General features: G+C 40.9%; 13 protein-coding genes and 1 pseudogene. 4 read left to right on the top strand and 10 right to left on the bottom strand.

Annotated features, from left to right (window positions below):
- Nucleotides 1-10 precede the first annotated feature (10 nt).
- From PAT01_RS04345 to PAT01_RS04355, 3 genes are read right to left on the bottom strand one after another with little or no spacing between them, the layout of a single operon-like run.
- A complete protein-coding gene (locus PAT01_RS04345; protein WP_154944899.1) occupies nucleotides 11-799 on the bottom strand; it encodes a LytR/AlgR family response regulator transcription factor in 789 nt (262 codons plus the stop codon).
- The gene (locus PAT01_RS04350) at nucleotides 796-1,836 is read right to left on the bottom strand and encodes a sensor histidine kinase (RefSeq protein ID WP_154944901.1); all 1,041 of its coding nucleotides are present in this window, start codon (nucleotides 1,834-1,836) and stop codon (nucleotides 796-798) included. Before PAT01_RS04350 ends, PAT01_RS04345 begins: the two co-directional genes overlap by 4 nt.
- A gap of 27 nt (nucleotides 1,837-1,863) precedes the next feature.
- Entirely contained in the window at nucleotides 1,864-3,717 is a 1,854-nt protein-coding gene (locus PAT01_RS04355; protein ID WP_154944903.1) for a CIA30 family protein, read from the bottom strand.
- 403 nt (nucleotides 3,718-4,120) lie between these two features.
- On the opposite strand from PAT01_RS04355, the gene PAT01_RS04360 reads away from it, so the two are divergent.
- Entirely contained in the window at nucleotides 4,121-4,615 is a 495-nt protein-coding gene (locus PAT01_RS04360; protein WP_063529968.1) for a GNAT family N-acetyltransferase, read from the top strand.
- Between the two features lie 15 nt (nucleotides 4,616-4,630).
- Nucleotides 4,631-5,068 (top strand): GNAT family N-acetyltransferase, encoded by a 438-nt coding sequence (locus PAT01_RS04365; RefSeq protein ID WP_154944905.1) that lies wholly within the window; start codon nucleotides 4,631-4,633, stop codon nucleotides 5,066-5,068.
- A 434-nt stretch (nucleotides 5,069-5,502) separates the two neighbouring features.
- Here the strand turns inward: PAT01_RS04365 and PAT01_RS04370 are convergent.
- From PAT01_RS04370 to PAT01_RS04385, 4 genes and pseudogenes are all read right to left on the bottom strand, one after another.
- Nucleotides 5,503-5,807 (bottom strand): annotated as a pseudogene (locus PAT01_RS04370) (sulfotransferase); the annotation flags it as partial.
- A gap of 74 nt (nucleotides 5,808-5,881) precedes the next feature.
- Nucleotides 5,882-6,514, bottom strand: coding sequence for a hypothetical protein (locus PAT01_RS04375; protein WP_154944908.1), 633 nt, complete (start codon nucleotides 6,512-6,514; stop codon nucleotides 5,882-5,884).
- A complete protein-coding gene (locus PAT01_RS04380) occupies nucleotides 6,507-8,090 on the bottom strand; it encodes a tetratricopeptide repeat-containing sulfotransferase family protein (RefSeq protein ID WP_154944909.1) in 1,584 nt (527 codons plus the stop codon). The genes PAT01_RS04375 and PAT01_RS04380 overlap by 8 nt, the downstream gene beginning before the upstream one ends.
- 92 nt (nucleotides 8,091-8,182) lie before the next feature.
- Nucleotides 8,183-10,600 (bottom strand): TonB-dependent receptor, encoded by a 2,418-nt coding sequence (locus PAT01_RS04385; RefSeq protein WP_154944911.1) that lies wholly within the window; start codon nucleotides 10,598-10,600, stop codon nucleotides 8,183-8,185.
- A 415-nt stretch (nucleotides 10,601-11,015) separates the two neighbouring features.
- Here PAT01_RS04385 and PAT01_RS04390 point away from each other — a divergent pair, with 415 nt between their 5' ends.
- Together PAT01_RS04390 and PAT01_RS04395 are read left to right on the top strand one after the other, a co-directional pair.
- Entirely contained in the window at nucleotides 11,016-12,110 is a 1,095-nt protein-coding gene (locus PAT01_RS04390; protein WP_154944913.1) for an NADH:flavin oxidoreductase/NADH oxidase, read from the top strand.
- A 71-nt stretch (nucleotides 12,111-12,181) separates the two neighbouring features.
- Nucleotides 12,182-13,360 (top strand): MFS transporter, encoded by a 1,179-nt coding sequence (locus PAT01_RS04395; RefSeq protein ID WP_064387172.1) that lies wholly within the window; start codon nucleotides 12,182-12,184, stop codon nucleotides 13,358-13,360.
- Nucleotides 13,361-13,435: 75 nt separating this feature from the next.
- Here PAT01_RS04395 and PAT01_RS04400 read toward each other — a convergent pair whose 3' ends face one another.
- The 3 genes from PAT01_RS04400 to PAT01_RS04410 all read right to left on the bottom strand — a co-directional run bounded on the left by PAT01_RS04400 (nucleotide 13,436) and on the right by PAT01_RS04410 (nucleotide 16,776).
- Nucleotides 13,436-14,293 (bottom strand): EamA family transporter, encoded by an 858-nt coding sequence (locus PAT01_RS04400; RefSeq protein WP_064387042.1) that lies wholly within the window; start codon nucleotides 14,291-14,293, stop codon nucleotides 13,436-13,438.
- 219 nt (nucleotides 14,294-14,512) lie between these two features.
- Nucleotides 14,513-15,262, bottom strand: a complete 750-nt coding sequence (locus PAT01_RS04405; protein ID WP_004587131.1) for a FadR/GntR family transcriptional regulator — start codon at nucleotides 15,260-15,262, stop codon at nucleotides 14,513-14,515.
- A gap of 512 nt (nucleotides 15,263-15,774) precedes the next feature.
- On the bottom strand, nucleotides 15,775-16,776 hold the full coding sequence (locus PAT01_RS04410) for a Gfo/Idh/MocA family protein (protein ID WP_055253839.1): 1,002 nt from the start codon (nucleotides 16,774-16,776) through the stop codon (nucleotides 15,775-15,777).
- Nucleotides 16,777-16,793 lie beyond the last annotated feature (17 nt).

The following is a 16,793-nucleotide window of genomic DNA, read 5'->3' on the forward strand; positions in this document are numbered from 1 at the left end:
TTAAAATAAGTTAAATATGTAGCAATTGCTTTAGTTTATCGGCACCGGCTCTGCTGGTGCTTAGTTCAGATTTAATATCATCATTTACAATCACCATTAGCTTGCCGTTAAACCAACGCTGTATTTCTTTAATGTGGTCAACGTTAACCAAATAACTTCGATGAATTCGTACAAAATTATGTGCTGCTAAAGCAAGTTCGAGCTGATCGAGCGTATCGCTTAAATGATGAAATGTATCGCCATTCCACGCCAAACTATTGCCTTGCTCCGATTTAATAAATTTAATGTCACTTGGGGAGAGTAAAAATATACGTTCACCGTTTTTACTAATGAGCTTATTTATAGTGTTTTTGGTTAATGTAAACGTTTGCTCGTTGGGTTCGTGATTGACTAGGGTATGTGCACGTTGTTGCTCTAGTTGTTGCTGCGCTTTGGCGAGAGCTTTTTTTAATCGAGCAATAGGAAAAGGTTTGAGTAAGTAGTCAGTTGAGGCGTGCTCAAAAGCTTCAATCGCAAATTGGTCATACGCGGTTGTGTAAATAATAATGGGCTGGTAGTTAAGTAAATCAATAAGTTCAAGGCCGTTAATTTCAGGCATTTGTATATCAAGTAATACCACATCCGGAGTCAGCTCATTAATTAATGATATGGCCTCTTTGCCATTTGTGGCCATACCCACTACTTCAACATGCTCCATTAAACTCAATTGATGACTTAATTTTTCGCGAGCGGGAAGCTCGTCATCGGCAAATAATACGCGCATTTTAGTTACTGTATTTGGCTGGTTTTTGCTGCTCATAATGTTAGCTCCAACGTAACCACTGCACCATTATTATTGCTCAGTAGTACCTTACCTTTACCAAGTTGTTTAACGCGTTTTAATATGTTTTTCATTCCTACACCACTGCCATGGCCGTGTTTTATTACCTCGCTCGAAAAACCCTTACCGTTATCGCTAATTTGTATTTTAACGCCGTTAGGTAGCTCACTAAGCGTTATATTAAGTATTAACGACGTTTGTTTGGCGTTATGTTTAATGGCGTTTTCAATAATTGGTTGAATAAGTAGCGGGGGCAGCGATATGTTTTTAAGCGTATTGGGAATGTGGTAATTAACTTTGAGTTTATCGCCAAAGCGGGCTTTTTCAATATTTAGGTACTTTTCTATTATTGTAAGCTCTTGCTGTAAAGGTATTTGTTGTTGCTCTGCCGTGTCGAGGGAGTACCTTAAAATGTCAGCCAGTTCATGCAGTACTTCATCGGCTAAATCGGGGTTTGTATGAATATAAGCCGAAATTGTATTTAAGCTATTAAACATAAAATGTGGGTTTAGTTGGTAGCGCAATGTAGCAAGTTGGGCTTGTTTAAGCGCGTGTTTTTCGGCTGTTGCGCGTTTTTTGTTTTCAATAAAAATACTGGTAAAGTAAATACACGAGCCCCAAAGTAAGCCGTTAAAAACAACAAACACCCCCATCGATTTGTGCCCATCAAAAAGCTGTGTGAGTACTATATCGGTAAGCACATTACCAAGTGCCATGAATACAACAGCTATTAACCATTCAAACGCTATTTTGTTAATGTGTTTATTGCGCAGGTAAAAAATAACCGCTGCCGCACTCCAAACAGGAGCCCAGTAAAAAGTAACAAACCACACGGTAGCAGCGAGTGCACTACCCGCAGTAAAGGGCGCAGAGTTAGCAATTATGAGCCCAAGGGCATAAGCAATATCTACAACAAGTAAAATAAAAAAGCTGTATTTATAAAAAGGATGTTTGAGCATAATAGGTGCTTCTTTTTGTAATTGATTAAACCATAACAAAAAACAGTCAAAACCCAAAGAGTTTGTGTTTTGACTGCTACTCTTTTAAAAGTAAGTTAGCTCTTTGATTTGTAGTGTATTTTTTAATGGCTCATTGCTTGCGCCTGGCATTTTACGCCACATTAGGTTAACTCCAGTTAATTGAGTGGCCGACCACATAACGGGGCTACCAAAGCCAAATTGTTTAAATGTAGTGAAAGGAATATCAAGCGTTGTCCACTCATCGCGCGGTTTTAAAAGTACACTAAAGTGATCCCAATCTTTTACATCACTATGATAAACAGACAAAGCAAAAGGCGTGCTTGAACCTTTATACGTTAATCGAACACCTTTAAATGATGAGGCATCAGCCGGCGATGTAAATTTTATTTCAGCGCCTGCCCACGCGCCAAAGCTGGTTGGTTTGGTAATGGTTGTATCAATAGTTAAGCTGTTTTTATGCGTGGTAAGTGTTGCCACAGACTGACCACCCATTACCGAGTCGCTCAAGGCTTGCCATGGTGTATCACCGGTAAAATCATCAATAACATGTTGCGCTTGGCTGCTTTTAACTTCTTCATTACAGGTAGGGCCTTGTGGTGTTATAGCCTTGTTTTGCGCGATTAAGGCTGGGCGGTCTACTTGCACTCCTGCTTTATAAACCTCTGAGATAGTATGAATGTGGTTTATATCATCAAGTGGGTTTTGCTTAAGCAGTACAAAGCTTGCCTCAAAGCCATTAGCCAGCTTGCCAATGCTCTTGGCTTTATTAATCGCTTTTGCGCCGTTAGCAGTGGCCGCATTAATTATTTCACCATTTGTTAGGCCCGCTTTTTTAAGTGCATCTAACTCGTTATGTAACCCAGTACCGTGCAGCGTGTAAGGGTTTCCGGCATCAGAGCCTGTGCCAATAGTAATATTAGCTTTATGTAGCTTTTGTATATTTGCATAAGCGGTTTTACGCTCCTCCCACGCGTGTTCTTTCCATTTTGAAGGTGCAGGCACGTTATCAAACAAACACCCTTGTAGCTTTTCGGGAATGGTTTTTAGTAACTCGCTTTGTGAGCTAATAGCATGGTTATGCTTTTCATCGCTATGGTTATGATACATCGCAAGGGTAGGAATGTAGGTTACATTATGCTGTTTCATTAGCGTAATAAATTCATCGTCAATCGCTTCGCTATTAATACCGTGCGCTAAAGCCGTTGCACCGGCCTTAATAGCGCGTTTAGCATCATTTAATGTAGAAACATGCACAAAATACGGTAAATTAGCTGCTTTAGAGCGTTTACCTAGCTCGCTTAATTGGCTATCAGTTAACGATTTACCAACACCGCCAAAGGTTTCTATAACCGCTTTAGTTACATGTGGCTTAGTGCTTATATGTTTTTGCCATAGTGCTGCTATGTCTTCATCTTTTGCAATTTCGTATGCGTGGCCGCCAAACTGCGTGCCGTGCCCGCCAGGGTTGGTAAACAAAGTACCCGCATAAAAAAGGTTAGGGGTTAGTTGGGCTGCTTTTAATTGAGCGGCTTCGCTTAGGGTTTGCTCAAACGAAAACAAATCAACAATGTTTGTTACGCCTAAATACAAATTAGAATTAAAGTGCGATTGAACCGGCAAATACTGAAACTCAGTAAAGTTACTGCCCGATGAACCCAAATGTACATGTAAATCAATTAAACCAGGTATTGCATATTGGTTGTTGGCGTTAATTGTTTTATCTGCGTTTTTAAGTGGGTCGCTCGCTTTAGTAATGCTTACTATTTTACCCTCATCAATATACAGCGAACTCGGCGCAGAAAAGCTTTGCGAGCTATTTTGGTATAAGCGAATGTTGTCGACCCGCAGGTCAATGGCGTGCGCACTAAAGTGGCTTGCTAAACTCAGTGCTATAACTGTTTTTGTAATAATGTTCATGACTATATTCCTTATCAATAAATAGGTATTTGGCGTTTTGTTGATAAGAAATTTAGCGACTTTTATAACCTGCTTCATTAATGTTTATCTGAATCGACATTATTAGAGGTTGAACCGACATAAAAGTAAATAAGCGTTGTGGTGGGGTGCTCGGGCTAACTAAATTAAGTTTTTAAAGGACCGCTATGAGCGATAAGCGGTCATTCAGGTGAGTCGTCCACAACTTAGTAGGAATAACAGAAAACTTTCCTCTTTTTTACATGTTTATATATGCCACAGAAAGCATAATATTCATATCTGGCAATCACTTACGTTATTTGCTAATAATATAAGTTAATAAAATAGGGACGTTTTCGAGCTAAAATAGGGAAAATGTCCTCTGATAAAGTTGTTGGAGATAAAAATGAACATAGTACTACGAAAATTAACCAAAGTAGATTCACCCGTATTTTCAATGCTTTGGCAATTCTATCAATATCACCAAAGTGCTTTTGATAACGAAGATATCAATAGTTCTGGCAGATTTGATATTGATGAAGAATATCTTAGTGATGTCGCTGCTGATGAAGAAGATTGTGACGCTTACTTAATCTTTGTTGAAGGCAATATCGCAGGGTTCATTACTGTGGAACCAACAGAGATAGTAGAACGTGAAATGCCTGAGCTGTCAGATCTTTTTATCTTACCTAAGTATCGAGGAAAAGGTATCGCTTTGTATGTTGTCCGCCAGTTAATGTTAGATAATTCATTAAATTGGCATGTAGCCGTTTATGAAAAAGACCGTGAAGCATTAAAGTTTTGGGATAGACTTTTTTCGATATTACCAATCGTGAATGTAATAAAAGTTGAGCCATCTGAGACTGAAGGCTTTCATGAATTTGTGATTACAAATAAGTAAAATATGCAGGATGCGATGAATATCACACTGGAAAACGTTACAAGTTCAAATTATGAAGCCGTATGCGACCTAGACGTCACGGATGAGCAACAGGACTATGTTGCGAGCAATATATGGTCGTTGCTTGAGTCACATTACTGCCACGGGCATACTTGCAGAGCGATCTATCAAAACGATAAACCTGCCGGTTTTTTGATGTGGGTATCTGAAACGCCTGCAAAAGTGTCTGTTTGGCGCTTTATGTTGGATCAAGGTTTTCAAAAAGCGGGTATTGGTAGGGCTGCGCTAAATTTGGCCCTGAATGAAATCAAATCCAGTGACAAAGTAAAAGAAATCGAAATTTGCTATGATCCTGAAAACCCCGTAGCCAAAGGTTTTTATTCAAGTTTTGGCTTTCAGGAAGTGTGGTTGGATAAAGATGGTGAAGACATATTGGCAGTTATTAAACTGTGATCTTTAACAAAACGCCGCTTTGCGGTTCGACTCGAAACATGTTGCTTGCGTTTGTGACGGGCGTTCTTGACTGTCCGCTTACAAAGCAAAGTGAACACTTAAGCCTTCAGTAGTTGAGTTTTAAATCTCGCTATATACCGCACTCAAGTATCCCAAAATGCGAATGTCGGCTCTTTGTCTGAAACGGCAACGGAGAAACCAGTATTTGACTTTCACCTTCTCGTTCAAAGCCGGCCTTAAAGTATTTACGGCAGAAACGAGTTAATCATGAATGACTGCTCATGGCACTCTCCAGTCACTCGACAACATAAAAAATTGATAATAATTGGCAAGGTATTTTACTGTGTCGGATGGCGCTTCGCTTATCCGACCTAGGCTAGCACAAAGCGGACTATCCCTAAGTCCATCTATTTAACTCCCAAGCCATAAAACCATTACTCAACACTAATACCTTGCTTTAATAGGTACTCCATTGCTGAATTAGTATGGGGCTTAAATGCCTTCCAACGGCCAATTGCCTTGTTGCTAGTGGCTGGCGTACTTGTACTTTACTAGCCGTAGAGACCGGTGCGGTGTTTAAGTGAAAGTCTATACACTGTGCTTGCCATTCTAAATTACAAAAGCTGACTAACTCTTTTATTTGTTGCTCGGGCTGGGCGACTAATTCTTCGTATTTTACTAATTTTATATTGCTGTGCAGGGCGCTAAAGTGCTGCATGAGTTTGTAAAAGCGGCTATTTAAAAAAGATAAATCCCCCATACTGGGGGCATTTATCAAATTAGTATATGACCTTAATATAATTACTAGCGATGTTATTTTGAATTGGAAATTATTGGCCATTCATCAACTAATATGCCATTACCACAATCGTTGTCTGCATGTAATAAACGAGGTTTTAGATTAATCAGTTGTGGGAACGAAATGGTGTAATTGACTTTATAACCGCAAGAGCCAAAAGCAGAGTATAAGCGCAGAGACTTTAATTCATTCTCTATTTCACTAACTTCAATACTGCCGGTAATTAAATTAGTTTGCTTTAGCTCCCACTTATTATCAATAAAAGTAGGTTCTGACCAAGTTATGGGGTAAGCCATGTTAGTTAACGTCTTGACATAATAGGTCAAGTAACTGTCTTGATATGCTCCAGTGTTGCAAGCTAATGCAAGCAGTTTATCGCCCGAACTTAGCTTAAAAACTGAGACAAATCGTTTGTTATGATGTTCGTCTTTGATAGAGCAGTTGTTGTGTTTATTTAGTAAGTTAAGAAGCTTTTTTTGAGTTAATAGTTCAAAATTTAGAGGCAACTTTAGACCAGTTGATATCTGAGTTTTTGAGGGGTTATTATTCTTAATATCTGCAGTGGTCGTCGCTGCACTACCATGGGTACAGAACAAAAAGATTAAAATGATGAACATATTTATATTTTTCAAAAAATATTTACTCAATATTTATACCCTGTTTTAAAAGGTACTCTACAGCTGCATTAGTATGGGGCTTAAACGCCTTCCAACGGCCAATTGCTTTGTTGTTAAGTGGTTGGCGTACCTGTACTTTACTGGCTGTAGATACCGGCGCGGTGTTTAAGTGAAAGTTTATACATTGTGCTTGCCACTCTAAATTACAAAAGCTAACTAGCTCTTTTATTTGCTGCTCGGGCTGGGCGACTAGCTCTTCGTATTTTACTAATTTTATATTGCTATGCAGGGCGCTAAAGTGCTGCATGAGTTTGTAAAAGCGGCTATAAAATTTGGCTGTGTCGAGTAAATCGAGCGAGTACGCGTAGTAGGGGTTATTAATGGTAAATAACTGGCGATAGTTACCAATGCAGGTGTCCATTGGGTCGCGCAACATACAAATAATTTTCGCGTTTGGTAGGGCTTTAGTTATTAAGTCGATATAAAAAAAGTTAAACGGGAGTTTATCTATAAAGTGCTTATGGCTGCCGGTGGTTACGCGAGTGGCGTTTAAATACGTTGTCCCAAGCTGATTAAAATCAAGCTCATACGCTTTAGTGAGTGTTTGAGTATCGAGTACATGCGGTGTTTGAGTTTGGCTTAATTTTTTAACGCTTAGGCCAAAGTCTTGTAATTCACCGGCTGATTGTACGTCGCTGTGGCTCGATAAAATACGCTCCACCAATGTTGTGCCAGAGCGGGGCATACCTAATACAAAAATAGGTTCTTCCGTTGGGCTGCCGTGTGTTAGCGCGTGTTTATTCTGCTCACTTAAATGTTTAATGTGTTCAAATAATGCGGCTGAGCTTTTATGATCAAAAGGCTGCATAGCGCGTTTAGTGGCTTTTCCTTGCTCTAGGCTGTTAAACGCATCATCAAACTTGCCTATGTCTTGGTACTCTTTTGCAAGTGCGTGGCCAATGTGTAATTTTGCATCGGGGTGTGTTACTTGCTTAAAGACGTTTTTTAAGCGTTCAATATGGTTAGTTTGCAGCGTCGCTTTGGTTAAGTCGCTTAATGCGAAATGGCTTGCGTGGTGCAGTGAATTTAGCGCAATGGCGCTTTCAAAGGCATTTTTGGCTTGTTCAAATTGGCCTAAAAATTTAGCGCTTACCCCTAAATTATAATAAAACTGAGGTTGCGGTTTATTTGCATGGTTAGCCAGTTCAATTGCGCAGTTAAAATAGTTTAGTGCCTCTTTGTGCATGCCTGCTTGTGTAAGCGCTACACCTAGGGTATCTGCATCAAGACTCTTTTTTATTTGCTCAACGGGTATCGCTAAAGCGGTATTTTTGGCTTTGGTAAGCTCACCGGTTAATGCGTAACACTTTGCAAGCTGCGCGCTGTATTCAATGCTTTTACCAAGGCTAAGGGCTTTTTCTATTAGCTTTATGGCTTTGTGTATTTGCCCTACGCGTAAATTAACCATGGCCAGTAAAAAGTAGCCATCAGCAAAGTCATTTTTTTGCGTTACTAATTCAACTAACGCTTTATGAGCAAGCTCAATATTGCCTTGGTTTAAATGTTTAATAGCACTTTGATGAAGATGTTTTAAATTTGGCTGCATTGTTTAATTTTTATTGTTTAGTTGCGCGTTAATAAAGAAAAAAGGCTCAAATAAATTTGAGCCTTAAAACATTGTTTAAAAGTGACTATAAATTATATTTCAAATTTGTAGTTAAATTTAACGCCTACCGTAAGTGGGCGATTAATATAGTGGCCGTAGTTACGTTGTATGTCGGCGCCATTTGCTGATGTTATGTCTGCATCTGAGCGACGTACTGATGTAACGGCGTATTTATTAAATACGTTATCAATGTATAAAGTAGTAGACCACTCATCAGCCGTTAGCTTAGCAGAAATATTACTTAAGCTGTAACCTGGCAGGGTTTCGCCATTGTCATGCAAACCTACTTTTGAAATTACATCACTTTGTGCGGTTAAACCGTAGTTAATATCAAGGGTTTTGTCGTTAAACACATCTGTTTGATAGTTTACACCCATTGAGAACTGATGCTCTGGCGAGCCCGGTAAACGGTCGCCGTCTTCTGCGCCATCGGTGCCATCAGCATTAAATAAAAATGGGGCGTCTGAGGTTAGCTCTGCTTTAGTGTATGCGTATGTTGCGTACACGGTAAACGAGTCAGATAAAATAGCACGGGTAGATAGCTCAATACCTTTTGCGTTGGCAGAGCCTGCGTTAGATAAGTACGGTAATTGGCCTACATCTGTTGCGCCTGCAATTTGCGCATCTTCCCAATCTACATTAAATAAAGCGGCGTTAAAGTGTAATTGGCTTCTAAACCAGGTGCTTTTAAGGCCTAGCTCGTAGTTTGTTGTGGTATCTGCATCAAAAAGCCTTTCGTCAGCGTTACCACACCCTGTTTGCTGGTTTTCAGGGATAGGATCAGGGCAAACAGCTAGAAGGTTGGAACCGCCAATTCTAAAGCCTTCACTTACTGTTACATAACCCATTACTGAATTAGTAAACTGGTATTTAGCATTAAATTTGAATAAGTTACCGTTATCGCCTGCTTCGTCTTTTTCGTAAGCAACGGTGATTGCATCAGGGTCTGCATCGCCATAAAGTGTATTTGCAAGCGGGAAGTCAAATGCTGCTTGCGCCTCTACATCGTATTCGTAAAAACGTGCGCCAATGGTAATATCTAATTTTTCGGTAACTTGGTAGCCAACTTCGCCGAATAGCGCAGACTCAGTGACCTTACTTTTTGTAAGCTCTAAGTATTCTAATGAGTCAGGTCTTAGCTGAGCGCCACCAAAGTTATCGATAGCGAATTGGTCAAACCCAGGCGTAAACTCTCTACTTGATGCTTCGGTTTCTGTTTTGTTGTAAAAGCCACCCACAATCCAGTTAAAGTCGCTGTCGCTTTGAGACACTAAGCGAATTTCTTGAGTGAAGGTATCTTCTTCGTCAATTTCACGTGTGTATGATGAAAACGCAGGGAACTCTTCATAACCGTAATCTAGGCGGATAAGTAAATCGGTTTGGTCACGTTGGCCGTCGGCATCAAAGCTTGAAATACCGGTTGCCGATACAAGCTCTGCAAAACCTAGGTCGGCTTTTAGCTCAAGGCTTAGTAGTTGATCTTCTTTTTCGCGCGGCTCTTCATAACGATAAGCCGACTCGTATTTACCTACAATATCGCTTAAACCGTTATCATCGTTTAGGCTGTTGTAATGAACAATTGAACGGCCTTCGCTGTCTTGGTTTTGGTAGAAGTAATTAAGTGTCCCTTCAAATGTTTCGCTTGGTTTCCAACGTACAGAAATACGGCCTGTGGTAGTTGTTTCGCCGTTAGCATCTTCAACATTTTTAATATTGTTGTTTACTTCGTCGACGTTGCTCCAATCAGGGTCCGGTAGCGATACACCTGGCTCACGCACTGTGTAAGCATAATCAATAAAGCCTGGGTCTTCGTATACGTTTAAGCTTGCACGTACTGCAAGTTCATCTTCAATAAGTGGCAAGTTTACTATAAAGCCGCCTTCGCCGCCTAACGAGTCACTTTCTTGAGTTTGAAACATATCGCCAAATATTTCTACCGTTGTAAAATCAAGCTCTGGCTCTTTAAGCATGTAACGAATTGCGCCGCCTAATGTACCCGCACCATAAAGGGTACCTTGTGGCCCAATAAGTACTTCAACACGCTCTATGTCTACTAAACGCATATCAACTGACACTGGAATTTCGTTAACGTATGTGGCTACGGTGCCGCCATCTGATGATGGACCCGACGAGTTAGTGTTTAAACCACGTACTATAATTGGTGAGCCTGAGCGACCACCTTGATCGGTAATTGTTAAACCAGGTACCCAACGCGCTACATCGGCTAATTCGCCAATGTTTTGATCTTTCATTACATCGGCATCAAGTGCGGTAATGTTTAGCGGTGCATTTTGTACAGATCCGCTGCGTCTTGTTGCTGTAACTTCGATTACTTCGAGTGATTTGTTTTTAGCGGTGGTTTCTTGTTGTGCCACAGCTGAGTTAGAAAATAAAAATGCGCTAGATACAGCGCTCGAAATAGCCAAGGTTAGCAAGCTTGGTTTAAACATAAAAAGTGATCCCCAGATTCAAAATTTAACACCAGTTAATATAAGTTAACCAGTTTATCAGGGAGTTAAAGTGGTGGGAATATTAAAATTGAATTTTAATTCACTTTTTTGGAATAAATATAGCTAGTTGCACAACAAAAAATTATATAAATATGTATAACATCCAAGTAATTGGCTAATTAAGGTACAAGGAAGCATATTTTACTCGTTGAGTAAATGTAAATAGCCATTCATATTGGTTAATTACCTGAATGTATTAATACGGTTAAAAAACCTATAAGACCCTTTTGAATGTTTTTCTCAACGGTATTTATTCTCGTTTTGACACTATAAAAGTGAAGTTTGATCCCCATTAACCCTTCATACCGTAAGCTATAGCATTTCGTACTAAAGTACGCGTATTTAAGGAATATTTATGAGCCAATTATTCTCACCTTTAAAGCTCGGTGAACTCACTTTAGACAACCGCATTATTATTGCGCCTATGTGCCAGTACTCAGCAAATCAGGGGTCTGCCAGTGATTGGCACGCTATTCATTTAGGGCAATTGAGCTTAAGTGGTGCAGGGCTATTAATTTTAGAGGCCACCGCGGTAAGCCCTGAGGGGCGCATTAGTTACGCCGATTTAGGGCTTTGGAATAACGAAACCCAGCAAGCACTGGGCAAAAGCTTAAAAGCGCTTAGGCAATACAGTCCGATGCCTATTGGCGTTCAGCTTGCGCATGCAGGGCGAAAAGCATCTACTGAAAAACCGTGGGATGGCGGTGGTGCAATTGCACCTAGCGATGAAAACGGATGGCAAACACTTGCGCCTTCTGCCATAGCCTACGATGACAATGCCTACCAGCCAAAGGCTATGACAAAAGCGGATATAACTCAGCTAATAAACGATTTCGTCAGTGCAGCAAAACGCGCTGATGAGCTAGGGCTTGATTTAATTGAGCTACATGGTGCGCATGGTTATTTGTTACACCAGTTTTTATCGCCTCTTTCAAACAAGCGTGATGATGAATACGGGGGCAGTTTGCAAAACCGTATGCGCCTTGTGCTTGAGGTTTTTAAAGCACTAAGAGCTGAATTTGCAAGCCATAAACCGGTAGGCATTCGAATCTCTGCTACTGATTGGGTAGAAGGTGGCTGGGATTTAGCACAATCTATTGAGCTTGCTAAAGCGTTAGATAAGCTTGGCTGCGATTTTATTCACGTAAGTACAGCAGGGCTAAGCCCAGAGCAACAAATACCGGTTAAACCTAACTTTCAGGTACCATTTGCAACTGCTATTAAAGAGGTAGTAAGTATGCCGGTAATAGCCGTAGGTTTAATCACTGAGCCACAACAAGCCGAAGATATTATTAGCGAGCAGCAAGCCGATGGCGTAGCACTAGCGCGAGGTATTTTGTATAACCCGCATTGGCCTTGGCATGCTGCAGCGCAACTTGGCGCAACCGTTAATGCGCCTAAGCAGTACTTGCGATCTAGCCCACATGGGCAGCCTTCACCTATTAAGTAACTTACATTTACCATGGCTACCCACTGCATTTATATGCAGTGGGTTTTATTATTTATAAATTAGAGTTATTTATGAACCAATCACGTGCACAGCCAGTGCAAATAAGTAATACCTTAGTGAGCATTATTGCTCTGTGCTGTGGCCTTATTGTGGCAAATATTTATTATGCCCAACCTATTATTGAGCTATTAGCGCCCGATGTGGGTTTAAGTGCGCACAGCGCCAGTTTTATTGTGTCGCTTACACAAATAGGCTATGCAATGGGACTGTTTTTTTTAGTGCCATTGGCTGATTTAGTCGAAAACAAACGCTTAATGCTCATTACCTTAGCCATAACATTTTTAAGTTTAATAGGCGCAGGCTTAGCGCAAAGCCCAAGTGTAATGTTGCTATTATGCTTATTGGTGGGGGCGAGCTCTGTATCGGTGCAAGTATTAATACCGCTTGCTGCGCATTTATCCTCAGATGAAAAACGCGGGCAAGTACTGGGCAATATAATGGCGGGGTTGTTACTGGGTATTTTATTAGCCAGGCCAGTTGCAAGCTTAATAGCCGATCACTTTGGTTGGCGAGCCGTATTTTACTTTGCCGCAGGCTGTATGGCATTTATAGCCAGTGTTATATATTTTGCAATACCGAGCAGACAACCGACACACAATACAACATACTTTAAGTTATTAAAATCGCTTAAGCAGCTAATAATACAGCAGCCAGTGCTGCGTCAGCGGGCATTGTATCAGGCGCTTATGTTTGCCTCTTTTAGCTTATTTTGGACCAGCGTACCGGTTGTATTAGCCAGAGAATATGGCTTATCGCAATCGCAAATTGCCTTATTTGCTTTAGTAGGCGCAGCTGGTGCTATTGCTGCCCCTATTGTTGGGCGTTTAGCCGACAAAGGTTACACGCATCAGTTATCCTTACTTGCAAAAGTGATTGCTGCTGCCTGCTTTTTACCCAGTATATTTGAGCTTCCGCACGGTATTATTATTTTAGCGCTTACGGGCATGTTTATTGATTTTGCTGTGCAGGCAAATATGGTGCTGGGTCAGCGGGTGGTATATTCACTAGAGCCGCAAAGCCGAGCTCGCTTAAACGCCATATACATGACCAGTATTTTTGTTGGCGGAGCGCTTGGCTCGTTAATGGCAAGCCCACTATACGAAGCTGGTGGCTGGGAAAGCGTGGCGTTAGTGGCAGCGGGTATGCCAGTAATATCACTAGTTGGCTATTTAATGACAAGTAAAAAGTAGCGCGATACAAGTTATAGCGAATTTTGTTATTTAAAAGGCCAGCGCAGTTATGTGCTGGCCTTTTTATAGAGGCGATTATTGTTTTTTAACACTCGAAAATGAGCTACCTACCGAGGCTATAATCACCAATAAAATAGCCAACCATTGCCACAAGGTTAATAACTCGCCAAGTATAATAAACCCAGCAAGGGCGGCAAATGCAGGCTCTAAACTTAGCATAATGCTAAACCCTTGAGCGGGCATATTACGCAGTGCAACCATTTCAAGTGTATAGGGCAGTGCACTTGATAAAATGGCAATGCCAATGCCCAGCGGTATAACACTCCATGTAAACGCACTGCTTTGTAATATGCCGCCATAAGGTACAAGTACAATGGCTGCTACGGTCATGCCGAGTGCGACCGTTGCGCCGCCTGAGCTTTGTGTGCCGGTTTTTTTGCCAAATAAAATATAGGCTGCCCAGCAAGCACCGGCACCTAGCGCGAGTATTACGCCTATTGGGTCTAGGCTTTCTTGGCTGCTCATATCGGGCAGTAACAGTAAAATACCCGCAATTGCACACGCCACCCAAAATAAGTCGCGCTTAGCGCGTGAGCTAAATAACGCCACCGCTAATGGGCCGGTAAATTCAAGCGCCACACCAATTCCTAAAGGGATACGTTCAATGGCGTAATAAAATAAAATGTTCATTCCGCCTAGGCTTAAACCGTATACCACAATTGATAACCGATTACCTTTAGCTGGTAGGTGTTTCCACGGTTTAAATATTAAACACAAAATAAGTGCAGAAAAGCCAAGCCTAAGTGCAGTAGTGCCTTCGGGGCCAACAACAGGAAATAACTGCTTAGCAAATGAGGCGCCAGATTGAATTGTGATCATTGCTAAAATAACGCACACAAGCGCGAGCAAAAAGTCTTTAGTGGATGATTGCATTGTTTTCCTTGGTAACAATCGTCTAGTTTTGCGCAGTGTATCTGTTTTTTATTGGCTAAGTAATAGCTTGTAGTGCATACACATTAAATTTGGGAGGGAGTAACTAATATATACGATGAATTAGCGTAACTGATTATGCATAACTAAAGGTAAAAGCAGAGAGCCTTAAAATAAAAAAGCCAGCGAATAGATCGTTGGCTTATAAACGTTTAGGTCGTTTTAGTGTGTTTTGCTAGCACTTTTAACTAGGCCATCTAAAGAATAAAGGCCACGTTTTTCATCATTTTTACGTTTGATTTCTTCAAGCGCACGCGCTTCTACCGCGTCAAATAATGCATTAATTAAACGGTTAAAGTGTTTATGCATTGCGGTACGTGCGGCGCTTGCATCGTGTGTTTGCAGCGCATTATAAATAGCGGTGTGCTCATCCATTACGCAATCGTTATTGTTTTTACACACACTGCCGTAATCAGCCACAATTTGTGAATTGTTTAAACGTAAATCCCATAAATTAGCCACCGCATACTCAAGGGCTTTGTTACGTGTAGCACGCGCTATAATTTCATGAAACTCGCGGTCTGCTTGTTCTACATATAAGCCTTTTTCCATGGCTATTAGCGTTTGCTTTAATTGAGCTAGTTCTTCATCGGTGATTGATTGAGCGGCAAGTGCGGCTATTTCACCTTCAATGAGTGCGCGAGCTTGTGTTAGCTCAAAAGCGCTGATCTCTTTAGTTTTTACAGATGTTTCTTGTTGTTCTATTACATAAACGCCTGAGCCGGTTTTGACCTCTACGCGGCCTCGTACTTCTAATGCAATAATAGCTTCACGAATTGTTGGGCGGCTTACGTCAAACATGTCGGCAAGTTCTCGCTCTGGTGGTAAACGACTCCCAGCAGAAAACTCTCCTTGGTTTATCAAAGCTTCAACTTTATCAACAATGCGCCAAAATAAGCGACGGTTTCCCATATTCTACCTTTATTACCTTAAGGAATAGCGGCTAATAGGCTCAAATAGCCTAAACCTACTGTTATTAGCAGAGGTTACCCCAAAATTCACTATTATGTCAAAATTCTAAAGTGATGTAACGGTCATATAATATTATAAATGAGTGTTAACCTATTTATGTTACCAATTTAGTATAAATTTTAATAATTGGCTAGCTTGATTGGTCATGTTTTTGTGTGCTAAGTTAACTTTGCTCATTTATATAAGCGTGCTTAGAGCAAGCTAACTTTAATGGATTGAAATGTGTGCAATCTAGGCGCGGGTTAATGGTGGTGCGAGGTGAGTAACCTAGTTCGCCTAATAACTGGCGCAGCCTTGGTTGAATGGTGAATAGATTTATGCAAATTAAACCATTAAAAATCTACACGCTTTAATAAAGAGCCTGTGTAATTTAGCTGTACCTAATAAAAAATAAGTAAGCACATAATTACAACTAGGCTCTTGCCTTGATTGCCCACGGATGGGGGTCAACTTTAGTCCGCTGCTGCGTTTTTATCATTAGGGTAAACTACCCCAAGCTGTTTTCTTGCGGTATCAAGTACGTTCATTACGTCGCGAGCAAGCTGATGTGTATTAACATCTGACTCTCGCTTTTGCGCGTTTATGGTTTGCATAAAGTGCGCAACTTCGTATTTCATAAAGTGCTCATCAAATTTATCAGAAATAACCTCAACCTCCCCGTTATTGGCAACAAACTCTATGTGTTTTAACTGCGACACGGCATGTATTCGTAAGCGTCCGCGCTCACCTTGTATTTCGGTGATGTTATCGCCTTGAGAAATTTTAGAGTAGCTAATAACGGCTTGTTTATCATCGTAATTTAATAATACGTCGCCTGCGCCATCTACGCCTGTATCTAATAGTACCCCACTGGCACTCACGCGCTGTGGAGCGCCCCAAAGTGCTATAAGTAGGTAAAGCGGATACACACCTAAATCAAGCAAAGCGCCATTGGCAAATTCGGGTAAAAAGGTATTTGGGCGTTCGCCGTTTTTGTATTTATCGTAGCGTGATGAGTACTGACTGTATTGGCCAATAAACTTACGGGGTTTACCAATTTTACTCAGCGCATTTTTAAGTCGCGCAAAGTTTGGCAAATGCGTGGTCATCATTGCTTCCATGTAAAGGCGTTTATTGGCGTTAGCCGCAGTTAAAATAGCGTTTAGCTCTTGGCTATTAGCGGCTGAAGGTTTTTCGCCTAGTACATGTTTGCCTGCTTCAAGGCACATTACTGCATATTGCTTGTGTAGGCTATTTGGCGCTGCAATATACACCGCATCAACATTGGGGTCTTGGCATACCTGCTCAATTGAGGTGAAAATTTTTACATCGGTATTGGGGTGATTAGATAAAAAGGCTTCGCCGCTTGATTGCTTGCGTGAGCACACACCGTATAAATTAAATGCAGGTAACGTATTTGCTGCGCTTAATAGGGTATCACTAATAAAATTTGTACCGACAATGACAAAGTTCATGCCTGCTCCTTAGCTTA

It is taken from the genome of Pseudoalteromonas atlantica (assembly GCA_007988745.1).
Lineage (GTDB): Bacteria > Pseudomonadota > Gammaproteobacteria > Enterobacterales > Alteromonadaceae > Pseudoalteromonas > Pseudoalteromonas atlantica.